At 32.8% G+C, this 17,302-nt stretch carries 14 protein-coding genes; 2 read left to right on the top strand and 12 right to left on the bottom strand.

Going from position 1 to position 17,302, the window contains the following annotated elements; translation table 11 throughout:
* Window positions 1–14: 14 nt before the first annotated feature.
* The 5 genes from E5167_RS05680 to E5167_RS05660 form a co-directional block, all read right to left on the bottom strand.
* Window positions 15–752 carry a pentapeptide repeat-containing protein gene (locus E5167_RS05680; protein ID WP_136841949.1) on the bottom strand — a complete coding sequence of 246 codons (738 nt, stop codon included), beginning with the start codon at window positions 750–752 and terminating at the stop codon, window positions 15–17.
* 81 nt (window positions 753–833) lie between these two features.
* Window positions 834–4,496, bottom strand: coding sequence for a phosphoribosylformylglycinamidine synthase (gene purL, locus E5167_RS05675; RefSeq protein WP_136841947.1), 3,663 nt, complete (start codon window positions 4,494–4,496; stop codon window positions 834–836).
* A 110-nt stretch (window positions 4,497–4,606) separates the two neighbouring features.
* Window positions 4,607–5,416, bottom strand: coding sequence for a fructosamine kinase family protein (locus E5167_RS05670; RefSeq protein WP_262709580.1), 810 nt, complete (start codon window positions 5,414–5,416; stop codon window positions 4,607–4,609).
* Between the two features lie 113 nt (window positions 5,417–5,529).
* Window positions 5,530–7,308, bottom strand: coding sequence for an endonuclease (locus E5167_RS05665; protein WP_136841943.1), 1,779 nt, complete (start codon window positions 7,306–7,308; stop codon window positions 5,530–5,532).
* Between the two features lie 5 nt (window positions 7,309–7,313).
* Window positions 7,314–8,528, bottom strand: coding sequence for an RsmB/NOP family class I SAM-dependent RNA methyltransferase (locus E5167_RS05660; RefSeq protein WP_136841940.1), 1,215 nt, complete (start codon window positions 8,526–8,528; stop codon window positions 7,314–7,316).
* Window positions 8,529–8,628: 100 nt separating this feature from the next.
* Here E5167_RS05660 and E5167_RS05655 point away from each other — a divergent pair, with 100 nt between their 5' ends.
* Window positions 8,629–9,666, top strand: coding sequence for a WD40/YVTN/BNR-like repeat-containing protein (locus E5167_RS05655; protein ID WP_136841937.1), 1,038 nt, complete (start codon window positions 8,629–8,631; stop codon window positions 9,664–9,666).
* A gap of 30 nt (window positions 9,667–9,696) precedes the next feature.
* Here the strand turns inward: E5167_RS05655 and E5167_RS05650 are convergent, their stop codons facing one another.
* From E5167_RS05650 to E5167_RS05620, 7 genes are all read right to left on the bottom strand, one after another.
* Window positions 9,697–10,158 (bottom strand): sensor of ECF-type sigma factor, encoded by a 462-nt coding sequence (locus tag E5167_RS05650; RefSeq protein WP_136841935.1) that lies wholly within the window; start codon window positions 10,156–10,158, stop codon window positions 9,697–9,699.
* 16 nt (window positions 10,159–10,174) lie between these two features.
* On the bottom strand, window positions 10,175–10,684 hold the full coding sequence (locus E5167_RS05645) for a hypothetical protein (protein WP_136841932.1): 510 nt from the start codon (window positions 10,682–10,684) through the stop codon (window positions 10,175–10,177).
* A gap of 34 nt (window positions 10,685–10,718) precedes the next feature.
* Window positions 10,719–11,261, bottom strand: coding sequence for an RNA polymerase sigma factor (locus E5167_RS05640; protein ID WP_136841929.1), 543 nt, complete (start codon window positions 11,259–11,261; stop codon window positions 10,719–10,721).
* A 307-nt stretch (window positions 11,262–11,568) separates the two neighbouring features.
* Window positions 11,569–13,395: an ABC transporter ATP-binding protein gene (locus E5167_RS05635; protein WP_136841927.1), complete on the bottom strand. Its 1,827-nt coding sequence runs from the start codon at window positions 13,393–13,395 to the stop codon at window positions 11,569–11,571.
* The gene (locus E5167_RS05630) at window positions 13,395–15,125 is read right to left on the bottom strand and encodes a phospho-sugar mutase (RefSeq protein WP_136841924.1); all 1,731 of its coding nucleotides are present in this window, start codon (window positions 15,123–15,125) and stop codon (window positions 13,395–13,397) included. The genes E5167_RS05635 and E5167_RS05630 overlap by 1 nt, the downstream gene beginning before the upstream one ends.
* Before the next feature lie 67 nt (window positions 15,126–15,192).
* The gene (locus tag E5167_RS05625; RefSeq protein ID WP_136841922.1) at window positions 15,193–16,140 is read right to left on the bottom strand and encodes a glycosyltransferase family 2 protein; all 948 of its coding nucleotides are present in this window, start codon (window positions 16,138–16,140) and stop codon (window positions 15,193–15,195) included.
* Between the two features lie 44 nt (window positions 16,141–16,184).
* Window positions 16,185–16,712: a DUF4199 domain-containing protein gene (locus E5167_RS05620; RefSeq protein WP_136841919.1), complete on the bottom strand. Its 528-nt coding sequence runs from the start codon at window positions 16,710–16,712 to the stop codon at window positions 16,185–16,187.
* A gap of 156 nt (window positions 16,713–16,868) precedes the next feature.
* On the opposite strand from E5167_RS05620, the gene E5167_RS05615 reads away from it, so the two are divergent.
* Entirely contained in the window at window positions 16,869–17,120 is a 252-nt protein-coding gene (locus E5167_RS05615; RefSeq protein WP_136841916.1) for a type B 50S ribosomal protein L31, read from the top strand.
* Window positions 17,121–17,302 lie beyond the last annotated feature (182 nt).

The following is a 17,302-nucleotide window of genomic DNA, read 5'->3' as shown; positions in this document are numbered from 1 at the left end:
TGTTTTGATTGATGTTAATCTCTATTGTCTAAAAGGTATTTGTTGAAATTTTTTCCATTAATTTTTGTGTACTTTGAATCGATATTGTCTGCAACAGTCATATTTGTTATATCAAATTTTCCATTTACTTGGGTGTATTTTATATCAAGGTCATCTTTAAACTTAGCATTATTAAAGGAAACGCCGTCTCTAAATTGCGAATATTTAAATATAGCATCTTCATCAAATATTGTGCTTTCAAAACTTACATTTCGGTTGAATTTAGCATACTTAAACGTTGTTTTGGCACTGAATTTTGAACCACTAAAATCTGCATCACGTTCAAAATTGGAATACTTAAATAAGGCTTCTCCCTTAAAAGTACAATTAGTGAATTTTACATTGTTTTCAAAGTTTGCAACAAATGTATATCCAGAATCTTCATCGTGGTAATATGCATACACATTATCTTTAAAGGTACAATTGGTGAAAGATACTGAGCTTTCTATTTGTTCTTTCACAGAATTACTACTTCCATTTTTCCACCATTTTTTTCTTTTTGGTAAGTCAGGAAGTTTCTCATTCATAAAAGTCATGTCTAATATTCCACTAATGGTAACATTATCGTATGACACTGTTTTGCCCATTTTAATATCTCTCATAATATCACTTGCTTTTACTGTTTGTTGAGCAAAGGCATTAGTTGAGAAAATAAATGCGAATAAAATTAGATATAAAACTGTTCGTTTTTTGATTGAATGATTGGTTTTCATAATATAAAGTTTATAATATAATAGACTTTACTCTTTTATGAATGTTACAGTTTGAATCAAAAAAATATAAAAAATTATCTATTAATGTTTTTCTATCCACTTCCTGGCATTTACAAAAGCTTCTAGCCAAGGTGATACTTCGTCCTTTCTTCCTTGTGGATAATTAGCCCAATTCCACTGGAATGTAGAACGCTCAATATGTGGCATCGTTACTAAATGACGACCAGTTTTATCGCACATCATGGCAGTGTTAAAATCTGAACCATTTGGATTATGAGGATAGTTCGCATAACCATATTTAGCAACAATGTTGTATTTGTTTTCTGTATATGGTAAGCTAAATTTCCCTTCGCCATGAGAAATCCAAACACCTAAATTTGTTCCAGCTAAAGTTGAAAGCATCACTGAATTATTCTCTTGCACTTTCACAGAAGTAAATGAGCTTTCGTGTTTATGGGAATCGTTATAAGTTAGTTTTCCATGAATTTCATGTTCAGGGTTTACTAAATCTAATTCCATCCAAAGTTGAGCACCATTACAAATACCAACAGACAGCGTGTCTTCTCTTTCAAAGAATTTCTTTAAAGCAGTATTAGCTTTCTCATTATACTTAAATGCTCCAGCCCAACCTTTGGCTGAGCCTAAAACGTCAGAGTTTGAAAAGCCACCAACAGCACCAATAAATTGAATATCTTCAAGCGTTTCACGACCAGAAATTAGATCGGTCATGTGTACATCTTTTACATCAAAACCAGCTAAGTACATGGCATTAGCCATTTCACGTTCTGAATTACTTCCTTTTTCTCTTAAGATTGCAGCTTTTGGTTTTGGCTTATTAGAATCAATTACAGGAAGTTTTCCGGTGAAATGACGAGGAAAAGAAAACTCTAAAGGTTGATTTTTATAATTGTTATATCTGTCTTCAGCTAAATTGTTTGCTGTTTGTTTTTGGTCGAGTAGGAAAGAAGTTTTGTACCAAACATCTCTTAATCTAGAAACTGTCATGGTAAAAACTTCGTTATCATTAATCACGCTAAGTGTGTCACTTTCGGTAACTTTTCCAATATTCAAGAATTCGATATTTGCTTCAGAAAGTACTTTTTCAATGGAAGCATCTTTAGCTTGAATTACAATTCCAGCATTTTCAGCAAATAAGACTTTAAGGGAATCTTTTTCATTTAAAGCTGTGATATCTAACTCTGCACCTAAGTTATTATCTGCGAAGCACAATTCTAACAAGGTTGTAATCAATCCACCTGAAGCTACATCGTGTCCTGCAACAATTTGTTCGTCTTTGATTAATTGTTGAATCGTATTAAAAACAGTTTTTACATATGAAGCATTAGCAATGTTTGGCGCATCATTTCCTATTTTATTTAGAATTTGAGCAAATGAGCTTCCTCCTAATTTAAAATCGTCTTGTGAAAAATTGATGTAGTAAATGTTTCCAGAATTCTTTTGAAAAACAGGCTCTACAACTTTATTAATATCATTACAATTTGCGGCAGCAGAAATGATAACGGTTCCAGGAGCAATCACTTCTTCATTAGGGTACTTTTGCTTCATGGAAAGCGAATCTTTTCCAGTTGGCACATTAATTCCTAAATCGATTGTAAATTTAGATACTGCTTGTACAGCTTCATATAAACGAGCATCTTCACCTTCATTTTTACAAGGCCACATCCAGTTTGCAGAAAGCGAAACCGATTTTAAACCATCTTTTAAAGGTGCCCAAATAATATTCGTTAAGGCTTCAGTAATACTATTTTTACTTCCCGCTTCAGGATTAATAAGCCCAGAAATAGGAGAGTGCCCAATTGAGGTTGCAATCCCTTCTTTTCCTTTATAATCCAACGCCATCACACCAACATTATTTAAGGGAAGTTGTAATGGTCCAGCACATTGTTGTTTGGCTACTTTACCACCAACACATCTGTCAACCTTATTTGTTAACCAATCTTTACAGGCTACTGCTTCTAGCTGTAGCACTTGATCGAGATAATCGTAGAATTGAGATGGGTTATATTCAACATTTGCATAATTTCTAGAAATAGTTGAATCTGTCATTATTGTTTTTGGTGAGCTGCCAAACATATCTTCAAGTGCTAAATCCATAGGCTTGTTACCTTTGGTTTTAGACTCAAACGTAAATCTATGGTCTCCAGTAACATCGCCAACGGTGTACATTGGTGAGCGTTCACGCTCTGCTATTTTGTTGAGCGTATCTATATGTTTTTCAGAAATGACTAATCCCATGCGTTCTTGAGACTCATTTCCAATAATTTCTTTGTCAGATAGTGTTGGATCTCCAACAGGTAATTTATCTAAATCGATATTGCCTCCAGTTTCTTCAACTAATTCTGATAAACAATTTAAGTGTCCACCAGCACCATGATCGTGTATTGATACAATGAAATTTTCATCACTTTCAACCATACCACGAATTGCGTTTGCTGCACGTTTTTGCATTTCAGGATTAGAACGTTGTACTGCGTTTAATTCAATACCAGATTCAAACTCTCCAGTATCTGCTGATGAAACGGCTGCTCCACCCATTCCAATACGGTAATTTTCACCACCTAGAATAACAATTTTATCGCCTTGTTTTGGCGTGTCTTTTAATGCTTGTTCCCTTTTTCCGTAACCAATACCTCCAGCTTGCATGATAACTTTGTCGAACCCTAATTTCCTAGCTTCTTCTTCATGTTCAAAGGTTAGAACAGAACCACAGATTAGTGGTTGACCAAACTTGTTTCCAAAATCGGAAGCTCCATTCGATGCTTTAATTAAAATATCAATTGGTGTTTGGTATAGCCAATCACGCTCAGGAAATGCTTTTTCCCATGGACGATTCTCTTCTAAACGTGAATATGAGGTCATATAGACTGCAGTTCCTGCTAATGGTAATGACCCTTTTCCTCCAGCAAGTCTATCTCTAATTTCGCCTCCAGAACCGGTTGCGGCACCATTAAAAGGCTCAACCGTTGTTGGAAAATTATGTGTTTCAGCTTTTAAGGAAATAACTGAATCAAACTCTTGCGTAGTGTAATAATCAGGAACATCGGCACGTTTTGGTGCAAATTGCTCTACTTTTGGTCCTTTAATAAAGGCAACATTGTCTTTGTAAGCAGATACAATATCGTTAGGATGTTGTTTGGATGTTTCCTTGATAAGTTTGAATAGCGATGTTGGTTTTTCTTCGCCATCAATGACGAATGTTCCATTGAAAATTTTATGACGACAATGTTCACTATTTACTTGAGAGAATCCAAAAACTTCAGAATCGGTTAATGGTCTGCCTATTTTTTTACTAACACTGTTAAGATATTTAACCTCTTCTTCGCTAAGGGCTAAGCCTTCTTGTTGATTGTATAAAGCAATATCTTCAATATTAAGGATTGGTTCTGGTTTAACATCAATGGTAAACGATTTTTGATGTAATCCATTGAATTTTTCAGAAATCATTGGATCATAATCTTTAAAATCTTTAGCAATTGCTTTAAATTCTTCGATTCTGATAATCCCTAAAATCCCCATGTTTTGAGTAATTTCAACTGCATTGGTACTCCAAGGTGTAATCATAGCAGCACGAGGACCAACAAAAAAAGCATCGAGTGATGCTTGTTCAATTTTTGGTTGGTTACCAAAAAGCCATGATAATTTAGAGATGGTCTCGGTTGATAATTCTTCTAGTGTTTGTACAGCAAAAACCCTGCTGTTTACGTTTCCAAAGAAATGAATCATTATGTGTTAGTTTGTGTTGTAATTTTAAAGTGCAAATTTAATTTTTTTAGTTGTAATTATTTGCTAAAAAGTCATCTTAATTTGATAGTTATTCACGGAGTAATTCACAATTAAAAATACTTTAATAAAATATGCTTCACCGAACTGTAGTATGAACCTCCAAAAAGGTTGAGATGTACTAAAAGATAATACAGCTGATATAGCTCAATACGAGCGTTGGTATGCTCATTTTTAGGAATGATATCATGATACGCATTATAAAAACTTGAATCAAATCCGCCAAAAAGGTTAGATATTGCTATATCAACCTCATTATGACCATAGTAACATGCTGGATCTATTAGGTAAGGAGTGCCATTTGATGCTATTAAAAAATTACCACTCCATAAATCGCCATGTAGTAGTGAAGGTGTTTTATTTTTAAGCAAATTGTCAAGAACAACTTGCATTTTATTATTACTTGGAACTTCGTTTTGGTTAAGTAATCTTTTAGTTATAGCTAAATCTATTTGCGGTATTAAGCGTTCTTCTATGTAAAACGAAAGCCAACTGTCGTGAAACGAATTACTTTGTTGAAGGCTTCCAATAAAATTATGTTGATTAAACCCAAATTTATCTGCTTTTGTTTGATGCAATTTTGCTAATTGTATGCCAAGCTTTTTAAAACTATGTTTAGCGGGAGGGACAGATTCTATGTATTCCATTAGGATATACGAAATGTTCTTGTAGCTATCTTGTAAATAGATTTTAGGTGTAGCTATAGTATTAGTTTTTGCAATAGTATTGAGTCCTGCTCTTTCACTAGAAAACATTTTAGATGCATTGGAGCTTCCGTTAACTTTTAAGAAATAGTCTTGGTTTTGAGTTTTTATATTATATGCCGAAGAAATATCGCCTCCAGAGATTGATTTATACGATATAACTCTACTCTCTAAGCTAGAGGCAAGGTGATTATTAATTCAGTATTTAACATGCTTAAAAATAAAAAAGACCATTGTAAAAATGGTCTTTTTTAAATGATATTTTAAATGTATTATTGCCTTATAAGTTTTTTGGTAATACTTTGATTTTTACTCGAAATTTTCACTAAGTATATACCTTTATTGATGTTAGATATATCGACATAAGCACTATTAGGTAAAATGGATTTAGAAATAATAAGTTTTCCTAAGATATCATAAACTTTAATGTTTAATAATTTATTGGTATTAAATCGTATAGTGTTTTCTTTAACTGGGTTAGGATACATGCTAATACTTTTTATTTCGTTAGTGTCTGCGTTTAAAGGCGCGTAACATGTCCAAGATAAATCATCAAAAATCACACGATTAGCTCCATCTGAGTTTCCATCGAGAACTACTGCAATATTTCCAGTTACATTAATATTAGGTACTGTAATGGTTTGTTCAGTATCACTATATGCTATAGTTCCAACCACATTACCATTAACTTTTAAGTTAAATGTACCACTACTACCATTAAAGATTCTTAATGTTGTTACGGTTAAATTTCCAATTCCTCCACTAACTGTTGGAGTTGTTAATGAGCCATTTCTAATAGTTATAGCTTCACTACCATTTATATTTTGATCGGTTCTTGCATCAGTTGCTGACCAAGAGCCTCCATTATCACCAGTCCAATTTCTTGTAGCATAATTGCTTGCTGAAGCTGGTATGTTAGCAAAAGTTTCACTAATACATTCTGAACCACCAGAACCATTGTTAGTAGTCATTTCGCAATCTTGATTACTAAAAGCAGACATGTTATTGGCTGCATCTTTAGCTTTTATTGTAAAGCAGTAATTTGTATTAGCCGATAAACTTGTTGCAGTAAATGACGTATTAGTTGTGTTGTAAGTGTTTACACCTCCTACGTAAATATCATACGACGTAACAGCTACATTATCAGTAGAAGCGTTCCAGCTCAAGTCAATTGTGTTGTCTGTTGGATTGGAAGCTGTTAAACCAGTAGGTGCTGTTGGTGCTTGTGTATCAGCAGTAGGGTTCCAAATCAAGTTTACAAATTCTGGATGATCTACAAACGGATTTGCATTCCCTTGAAAGTTATAAGCAGCATTATTTCTATCGATTTCTGCTTGTACTACTGGGTCGTTTGCATGCCAATCAAGTAAAAGATCTAAAAACCAATCAGCAAAAACTTGGTCGCTTGTTCCATTGAGCATGGTATGACTCCATGATGCTACTTGTGTTTCGTAACGTACAGCAAAATATAGCAATGCTCTAGCAATATCGCCTTTAAATTCATCAATTGGTTCAAACACAGTTCCGTTATAGCTACCAAACGTATTAGGTCCAACTTTAGAGCCATTGTTAGATGTCCATGTAGGGCTACTTACTTCACCAAAAGCATAACTACTTCTTCTATTATTTACATAGCCATCAGTTGGTATAACGTGATGTACATCACTTCTCATAGGGTATGCTTCACTAAAAACAGATTGTGGCATTAAATGCTCTCGATTATAGCAATCGTTTTCTGAGTCATATGTGCCACATGTTCTAACACCATGATCATAATTATAAGAGTCGTTGTTCGTGGCACTTGGAGTTGGATTTTCGGAATAAAAATCTAAAACCGTGTCATCATTTTCATAGTAATCATCATTGTGAGTAGTTTGGTAAGCTGTATATAATGCTCCATAACCTTGATCTACATGACCATTAGATATAATATTATATAATTGTGTTTTAAGTGTATATCCAGATCCAGTTGCTGTATCGTAATAATTTGATGGAATTTGAGCTTGGGAAAAAGCAGTAATAAATAAAAAGTATAGGTAAAGTTTCTTCATAAATATTATTTTTCTCTCTCTAAGAGCGCCATATAAAAGCCGTCAAACCCTGATTTATGAGCAAATACGTTATTGTCTTTTACAAATGTAAACTCTTTTCCTAATTCTGATGCTAAAAAATTATCAACCTGCTTTCTGTTTTCTGAAGGTAACACAGAGCAGGTAGCATATACCATTTTACCTCCAGGTTTTAACATTTTAGAATATTGTTGTAATACTTCTTGTTGAGTTTGTTTAATATTATCAATAAATTCTGGTTCTAATTTCCATTTAGCATCAGGGTTTCTACGTAATACACCTAATCCAGAACAAGGTGCGTCTATTAATACTCTGTCGGCTTTATTATACAGTTTTTTAATGGGTTTGGTAGAATCAATGACTCTCATGTCAATATTATGTGCGCCATTTCGTCTTGCTCTTACTTTAAGTTTTTTTAATTTACTTTCGTAAATGTCCATAGCAATAATTTGCCCTTTATTTTCCATTAAAGAAGCCAAATGAAGCGTTTTACCACCAGCACCAGCACACGTATCGATAACCTTCATTCCAGGTTTTACATCAAGAAAATCGGCTACCAATTGAGAGGATGCATCTTGTACTTCAAACCATCCGTTTTTAAATGCTTCGGTTTTAAACACGTTAGCACGTTCAATCAATCTTAAAGCTGATGGATGATCAGGCAAGAATTCTGTTTCAATATCTTCAGACTGTAACTTAAGTTGTAAATCTTTTTTGTTGGTCTTTAGTGTGTTTACTCTTAAAATAACATCCGCTTGTTGATTTTGTGCAGCTAGCTCTTTAGTCCACTTACTTTCTCCTAGTTCCTGTAAGCCCAAATCGTCCATCCAATCTGGTACAGATTCTCTAAACTTTCTGATTTTTGAAAGCTCATCAAAACGTCCTTTAATTTTTCTGGTTGGTGTGTTTTCAAAATATTTCCAGTCAGGTAGTTTAATCCCTTTTAAAGTTGCCCAAACAGCAAATAAACGCCATGCGTCATCACGACTAAAAGGTTCTTTTACATTAGCAATTTCGGCATATAAACGTTTCCAACGCACAATTTCATAGGTGGTTTCTGCTACAAAACCTCGGTCGCGACTTCCCCAACGTTTGTCACGCTTTAAAAGTTTTTGTACAACTTTGTCGGCATATTCGCCTTCGTTGAATATTTGTATCAGTCCATCAATAACTGCAAAACATAAATTTCTGTGTAAACGCATCTCAATAATTTAAACATGCAAAGGTAGTTTAAAAAGTTTATTTGTTAAATGCTTTGTGTGTTTATTCATTGAGTTTTCTATTTTTATAAAAACTTTAAAAATGAAACAACTAATAACCTTATTTCTTTTAATTTCATTCTTTTCATGTAAAACTGAAGAAAAATTTATTCCTCGAGATTTTAACACAGTTGAAGTAGAAACTATTTTAGAAGATTCGCTTTTAAGTGTAAGAGCAATTGATATTTTGGATGATGATGGTTTAGCTTTTGCAGCTAATAATAATTCATTTGGATTGTATGATCCAGCTAAGAATACTTGGAATATTTCTAAGCAAAAACAAGACTCTTTAAAATTTAGCTTTAGATCTGTTGCGCATACAAGTACCGACTTTTTTATGTTAACCGTTGCAAATCCTGCATTATTATACAAGACTACAAATTCTGGAATGCAATTGGTGTATAGAGAAGATCATGACAATGTGTTTTATGACGCTATGAATTTTTGGAATGATAATGAAGGTATTGCCATTGGTGATAGTATTGATGGTTGTATATCCATAATTATTACACGTGATGGAGGGAATACTTGGACAAAACTACCTTGTGACCAATTACCTCCAGCGAAGGATGGAGAAGGTGCATTTGCTGCCAGTAATACCAATATTGTTATTGTAGGAGATAACACTTGGGTTGCCACTACAGCTGGAAGAATTTATTACTCAGCGGATAAAGGGAAAACATGGGAATTTGTTAGTACGCCAATTGTTAATGATAAAGATACAGAAGGGATTTACTCTGTAGATTTTTATGATGAACTACATGGTTTTGCTATTGGTGGTGATTACACAAACCCTGATAGTAACAAAGGCAATAAGGCTAAAACCATTGATGGTGGAAAAACTTGGAAACTGGTTGCAGATGGACAAACACCAAATTATAGAAGCTGCGTGCAGTACATTCCAAACCGAAATGGTCAAGAGTTAGTTGCGGTTGGCTTTAAAGGAATAGACTATAGTAATGACGGTGGAGAGACTTGGAAAACTATAAGCGACGAAGGTTTTTTTACGATACGATTCATTGATGAAACTACAGCTTATGCAGCTGGAAGTGGACGTATTAGTAAAATAACATTAAAATAAAAAAAGAGAAGCTGATGCTTCTCTTTTTGTTTAAGGTTTTTTGTTTTTCATACGTTGAGCACGCCTTTGTCTGTAGGACTCCATAAGTTTTCTATTAAAGGCATCTTCTGCAATTTTTAATTTAATTATTTTCTGAGGTGTAATTACATTACCCAAATCTTTAATTAGTTGTTGTTTGGCAAGATGCGTTTTATTCTCAATAGCCAAGTATTGATCTATAATATCTTGTGCTTCTTTTTCGGTTAGATTTTCTTTTTTCATGGCATCTCTTAAAGCTCTTTCGTCATTACGACGTATTTGGTGTAATTTGTCTTCGTATGTATTATAGATAGGCCAAAATTTTTGTGCTTCTTTTGGAGTTAAGCTTAATTGCTCAGTAATAAAAGCTACTTTTTGAGCTTTTATTTGTTGTCTCCAATCTTTTCCTCCCGATTGTGCATAAGCCGAGAAGCAAAAGATTAATAGTAATAAGGGAGTTATTATTTTTCTCATTTTGTTATTGTTGTTGTTATTGGTCGATGAAATCTTCTAAATTAACATTCTCTAATAGGTAATCCTCTAAAGAATCGTCATTAAAAGTGTCATCAAATAGTTCTATGTCTAAATTTATATCGTTATTATCTTCAGTTAATAAAGACGCTATTTCATAAGTGTTTATACCTTGTTCAATAAAGTAGTTTTCTACGAGTTCGGCTTCTATTGTATCGATTGACACTTCATTTTTATTCCAAAACACGCTAAACATTATGAGTATTGCAGCAGCCACTCCAGAGATGTACATAAGTGTTTGCTTATTGAAAAGGGAAATAACTTTTGGATTTTTACTGTCTTTAATTTTAGTTAAAACAACATCTTCCAAAGCATCAAAATATCCTTCAGGAGCTTTAAAACCAGCATCACCCATATTTTGGAGCGCATCGTTTAGTTTGATAGCATCCATTATTTTATCTTCCATATTATGAAAGTAATCTTTTGGAACTTCAAAGCCAGTTTTTTTTATGTTGTTTAATTTTTTCATGGTTATTAGTTAGACTATAATTTCATTAAAAGGTTTAATTGCCAGTTAAATAAGCTTCAATTTTTTTTACTGCTATATGGTAAGATGCTTTTAAAGCACCTTCGCTAGTTTCTAAAATGTCAGCCATATCCTTATATTTTAAATCCTCAAAATACTTCATATTAAATACTAACTGCTGTTTTTGTGGTAATGTAGCAATTGCTTTTTGTAATTTAAGTTGAATATCGTTTCCTTCAAAGTATACATCAGAAGTTAAATTATTAACTGTGTTAGATTGTATTTCTTCATTGCTCATTTGTACATGTTTAGCATTTTTGTTTAAATGTGTAATAGCTTCATTAGTAGCTATGCGATACATCCAGGAAAACAACTTACTATCTCCTTTAAATTTATCTATATTTTTAAATACTTTAATAAAAGTGTTTTGTAATACATCATCTGCATCATCATGAGATATAACCATTTTACGTATATGCCAATATAAACGCTCTTTATAAAGTGTAATTAGCTCCCTAAATGCTTTTTCTCTGGTAGAAGGTGACTTAAGTTGTAATAATAAAAAATCTTCGCTATTCAAAAAACTGTTTTCTTTTTAGACTTTTGAATTTATGAAAAGTTTAATCACTTTGATGATATTTTTTAAATTTTTTCAAACATTATAATCAATTGATAATTAGTTGTTTGATGTACTTTTTATCGATAAAGTGTAAAATAATATCGATAAAATGCATTTTTTTCTTGCTTAGAACTAAAATATGTTATATGTTTACACCGTCTTAACCTACTAAGTATTACCATTTCCCCCAAGATTGGTAATAATCGAGAAAAGGATGTTACCCAAATTACATCCTTTTCTTATTTTTATAAGTCTCTTAAATTTTAATTTACTGAAAAGATTGCATAGCAATTAAATTGCTATAAACAGCACCTTTATCGAGAAGTTCTTGATGCTTACCTTGCTCTACAATTTCACCTTTTTGTATAACAATAATTTCATCAGCATTTTGAATAGTGGATAAGCGATGTGCAATAACAATTGAGGTTCTGTTTTTCATCATGTTTTCTAAAGCTACTTGTACTAATCGTTCGCTTTCGGTATCTAAAGCTGAGGTTGCTTCGTCGAGAATCATGATTGGTGGATTTTTTAAAACTGCTCTAGCAATGCTTAAACGTTGTTTTTGTCCACCAGACAGCTTATTTCCAGAGTCTCCAATATTAGTGTTGATGCCTTCTGGAAGATCTTTAACAAACTCCCAGGCATTAGCAATTTTTAAAGCCTCAATCACTTGTTCATCTGTTGCATTTTCGTCACCTAGAAGGATGTTGTTTTTTACAGTATCGTTAAATAAAATGGAATCTTGTGTGACTAAGCCTATAAGGCTCCTTAGTGAGTGCTTGGTAATATCTTTAATATTGGTACCATCAATAGTTATTTTTCCTTCAGTTACGTCATAGAATCGTGTAACTAAGTTAGCAATGGTACTTTTTCCACTTCCAGATTGTCCAACTAAAGCAACGGTTTTGCCTTTAGGAACATTAATCGAGAAATTCCTTAAAACTAAGTCATCTTCGTATTTAAAGGAAACATTTTCAAGTTTTATACTATTTGTAAAATCGTGTTTTGTAGTTGTGTTTGGTTTATCCTCTAATGGTGAATGAGTTTCTATAACTTCTAATATTCTATCAGCAGCTGCATTTCCAGCTTTAACTTTATAGCTGGCTTTTGATATAGCTTTTGCAGGCGTTAGTATTTGATATGCTAAAGCCATATAAGTAATAAAAGCACCACCAGATAATGTTTTTTCTATTAAAACCATTGAGCCACCATACCATAAAAGCGCTGCAATAGAGACAATACCTAGAAATTCACTTGTTGGAGAAGCTAGATTTTGTCTGTTTAGCAAAATATTGGAAAAGTTGTAAAATTTATTTGTAGATTCCTGAAACTTCTTGTTGAATTTACCTTCAGCATTAAATCCTTTTATTACTTTAAGTCCAGAAAGTGTTTCTTCTAAAGTAGATAAAAACACACCTTGTTCTTTTTGTACACGATCAGATTTTCTTTTTAAGCTTTTACCAATTCTAGAAATAATAAATCCAGAAATTGGAATGAAAAGAAAAACAAATATTGTTAGCTTCACTGAAATTGAGAACATCGCTAATATTGCAAAAGCAATAGTTAATGGTTCTTTCACTATTAATTCTAGCACTGCTAATAGAGAGTTTTTAACTTCGTTTACATCTCCAGAAATTCTAGCTATAATATCGCCTTTTCTTTTCTCAGAATAATAAGAAATAGGCAATGTTAAAACTTTGTGGTAAACCTCATTTCGTAAATCTTTTAATACACCATTCCTTAAAAAGGTAATAAAGTATAGTGCTAGATAATTAAAGATGTTTTTTAATAGGAATAAGCTTATAATTAGAATAATCATGTATAACAAAGCTTGTTGAGGTCCTTGACTATCGGTAGTTGATGTAATAAAGTAATTTAAGCTATCTTCTGCATATACTTTTAGTTTTTTTAAGCCTTCATAGGTAGGCTTTGTATAGACTTTTTCGTTTTCACCAAAGAGCACATTAATCATTGGCATTAGAGATACCATAGCTAATGTACTAAACAGCGCATAAAAAATATTACAGATTATGTTTAATATTCCATACTTTTTGTATGGTATAATAAAACGTGATAGTTTTTTTAAATAATCCATTAATTAAGTTTCATATCTTTAATGATGGCATCAATCTTTGCTTCCAAAAGTTGTTCCGTAGTTTTAAATGCTGCCACATTGTCTAATGTTGTGTTTACGCTAATATAAAACTTAATTTTTGGTTCGGTACCACTTGGCCTAAGGGCTATTTTACTGCCATCTTGAGTATAGTAAATAAGCACATTAGATTTTGGGACATCTATAATGGTTTCTGAACCAGTCACCAAGTTTTTAGCAATGGATAATTGATAGTCTTCTATTTTTACAACCTTACTGCCATTTACCTGTTGCAATGGGTTTTTCCTTGCATCAATCATCATTTGCTTAATTTCTTCAGCACCTTCTATGCCTTTCTTTGTCATAGAAATTAAGCGTTCTTTATAGAAACCATGTGTTGTATATAAGTTGATAAGCTCTTTAAAAAACGAACTTCCTTTTGCTTTTGCTTGTGCCGCAATTTCACATGCTAAAAGGGTAGAGGTAACAGCATCCTTATCTCTTACAAAATCTCCAACCATAAAGCCAAAGCTCTCTTCGCCTCCTCCAATAAAATCAAGTTCTGGAAAATCTTTAATCATTTTAGCAATCCACTTAAAACCTGTTAGTCCAATTTTGCACTCCACATTATAATGTGATGCTAAATTTTCCATCATTGGTGTGGAGACTATTGTAGAACCAATAAATTCTTTACCTTGAATTTTGTTTTGACCTCTCCATTGTTTTAATAAGAACTCGGTCATGACTACCATTGTTTGGTTTCCGTTTAGCAGCTTCATATTACCATCTATGTCTCTCACCGCAATACCAACTCTGTCACTATCAGGATCGGTGCCAATAACAATATCTCCATTTACTTTATCGGCTAATTCTAACGCCATTTTTAAGGCTGCAGGCTCTTCTGGGTTAGGTGAATCTACTGTTGGAAAATTACCATTAGGAATTTCTTGCTCCTTAACAATATGAACATTTGTATAACCTGCTTTTTTTAGCGTTTCGGGAATAATGGTTATAGAAGTTCCGTGTAATGATGTAAAGACGACATTTAAGTTTTCCTTGGCAGTTTTAGTGGTATTAAAGCTTCCGTTTTTTATAGAGGCATTTATAAACACATCATCAATGTCTTTCCCTATATATTGAATAAGTGTTTCATTTGCTTCAAAATTAATTTCGGAATAGTCTAGTTTGTTAATTTCAGTAATAATATTAGTATCCTGTGGAGGCACTATTTGTCCGCCATCCTGCCAATATACTTTATAACCATTGTATTCTGGAGGATTATGTGATGCTGTTAATACAATACCACAATGACAATTTAAATGTTTTAAAGCAAAAGATAATTCTGGTGTTGGACGCAAATCTTCAAACAAATACGCTTTAATATTGTTTGCCGAAAAAACATTAGCTACAATTTTTGCAAATGCTTTGCTATTATGTCGGCAATCGTAAGCAATAGCAACCTTTAATTGCTCATTTGGAAAGGATTGTTGTAAATAATTACTTAATCCTTGGGTATTCTTACCAATGGTGTATTTGTTCATTCGGTTGGTGCCAACTCCCATAACACCTCGCATACCACCAGTTCCGAATTCTAAATCCTTGTAAAAACTTTCTTTTAATTCTTTAGGACTTGAAGCTATTAACTCCTTTATTTCTTGTTGTGTATCAGTATCAAAAGTAGGCGTTAACCACGCATTTACCCTATCTAGAATTTGAGGTTCAATATGAGTCATTGATTAAATTTTATATGCAAAAATAGCGAATTAGCTCAGCTAACGTTGTTGTAGTAACGTTAACAACTTATAAATTAATTTTTTTATCGATTTTGTAGCGATCTTTATCTTCTTTTGAGCGTAAAATAATTTCTCCTAAAAACCCAGCTACAAAAAACTGGGTGCCAATAATCATAGTTACTAGTGCAATGTAAAACTGAGGTCTTTGAGTAATTAATCGTCCTTCAGGATTAATAAATAGTTTATCGATACCTAAATACATAGCAAAGCAAAACCCTATAAAAAACATTAAAGCTCCTAGAGCACCAAAAAAGTGCATAGGTCGTTTGCCAAACTTAGATAAAAACCAAATACTAATTAAATCTAAAAACCCATTTATAAACCGCTCCATACCAAATTTTGTTTTTCCGTATTTACGTGCTTGATGTTGCACTATTTTTTCACCAATATTGCTAAATCCTTCATTTTTAGCTAATACAGGAATGTAACGATGCATTTCGCCATACACATTTATGCTTTTTACCACCTCTTTGTTGTAAGCTTTTAAACCACAATTAAAGTCATTTAGCTTAACTCCAGAGGTCTTTCTAGCTGCCCAATTAAATAATTTTGAAGGTAGGTTTTTAGCAATAACCGAGTCGTAACGTTTCTTTTTCCATCCAGAAACCAAATCGTAACCCTCATCACTAATCATTTTGTAGAGCCCAGGAATTTCCTCAGGGTTGTCCTGTAAATCGGCATCCATAGTAATAATTACATTGCCTTGAGTTTCTAGGAAGCCAGCATGAAGAGCTTGCGATTTTCCGTAGTTTTTAAAAAAGCGAATGCCTTTTACAGCATTGTTTTTTTGCGAAAGTGCTTCAATAGTTTGCCATGAACCATCAGTACTGCCATCGTCAATAAAAATAATCTCGTACGAAAAATGATTGGATTGCATAACATTTGCAATCCAATCATGTAATTCGTTTAATGAGTCTTTCTCGTTAAGTAGTGGAATAACTACTGATATGTTCATGTTTTAGTAATTTCTAAATTCTTTGTCAAAAATAAAGAAATTATTTAAGCATCTGGGTTAGATCTTTTCATTATTGCTGCAACAATAAGACCTAATATTGCTTGAATAACAAAACTCCAAATAAGGTTTTGAATTAATGCCCCAATGCCAAACTGATTTTGATTTTCAATCTTTTCAACAGCTTCCGCAATTGATTCTGGTGGTGCACCAAAACCTTCCAACATATTGATAGTAGCCTGTACTGTCATCTCTTTCATTTGTATAGCAGCTTCTGGGTCAATAAAATTAAATAGAAGAGCACTTATAACTGTACTGATTGTGATACCTACTACCACTGTAATAAAATAGGAGGTAAAAGCCTGTTTAAAGCTTAAAAAGCCTTCTAAAATTCCTTTGGACTTAGCAGTCGATACTACTCCAAATCCAACAATTATTAAAATTAAAAAGATACCAAGCCACATATTAACCATAAGACTTAGGTCAATGGCATATATTGCAACGGTTATTAATGCTAGAGCTCCTCCTAGATAAAGTCCATAATTTAAAGCACTTGATTTAATCGAGTTTTCCATGAATGTTATTTTTGGTTAATAATTTAGTTAGTATGTTAAAAGTAAAAAATGTTACAGTAAAAATAGACGAATAAAAAAATAAATAATATGTTGTTGTTTTATGAAAAATTCTTAAATTTGCAGCTCGAAAAAAGAAACGATTTTAAAGTTTAAGTGATGAAAAAAGATATACATCCAGAAAATTATAGATTAGTAGCGTTTAAAGATATGTCTAACGACGATGTGTTTTTAACAAAATCTACAGCAGATACTAGTGAAACAATAGAGGTTGATGGTGTTGAATATCCATTAGTGAAAATGGAAATTTCAAGAACGTCTCACCCTTATTACACAGGTAAATCTAAACTTGTTGATACTGCTGGACGTATCGATAAATTCAAAAACAAATACGCAAAATTCAAAAAGTAATTTTTGCTATCATAAATATTAAAAGCCTTTCAATAATTGAAAGGCTTTTTTATTTTGTGTGTCCCGTCCTGAAATAAGTTGACACAAAAACGACTTATTATGAAAGACAAAGAGCAATCAAGAGTTAAGCGTACTCAGCGCGATTATAATTTGGGCTTTAAATTAGCAGTAGTATCGCAAGT

The organism is Pontimicrobium aquaticum, from assembly GCF_005047595.1.
GTDB lineage: Bacteria > Bacteroidota > Bacteroidia > Flavobacteriales > Flavobacteriaceae > Pontimicrobium > Pontimicrobium aquaticum.
The sequence above is the reverse complement of the archived record's forward strand: the minus strand, read 5'-3'. Positions and strand labels throughout refer to the sequence as shown.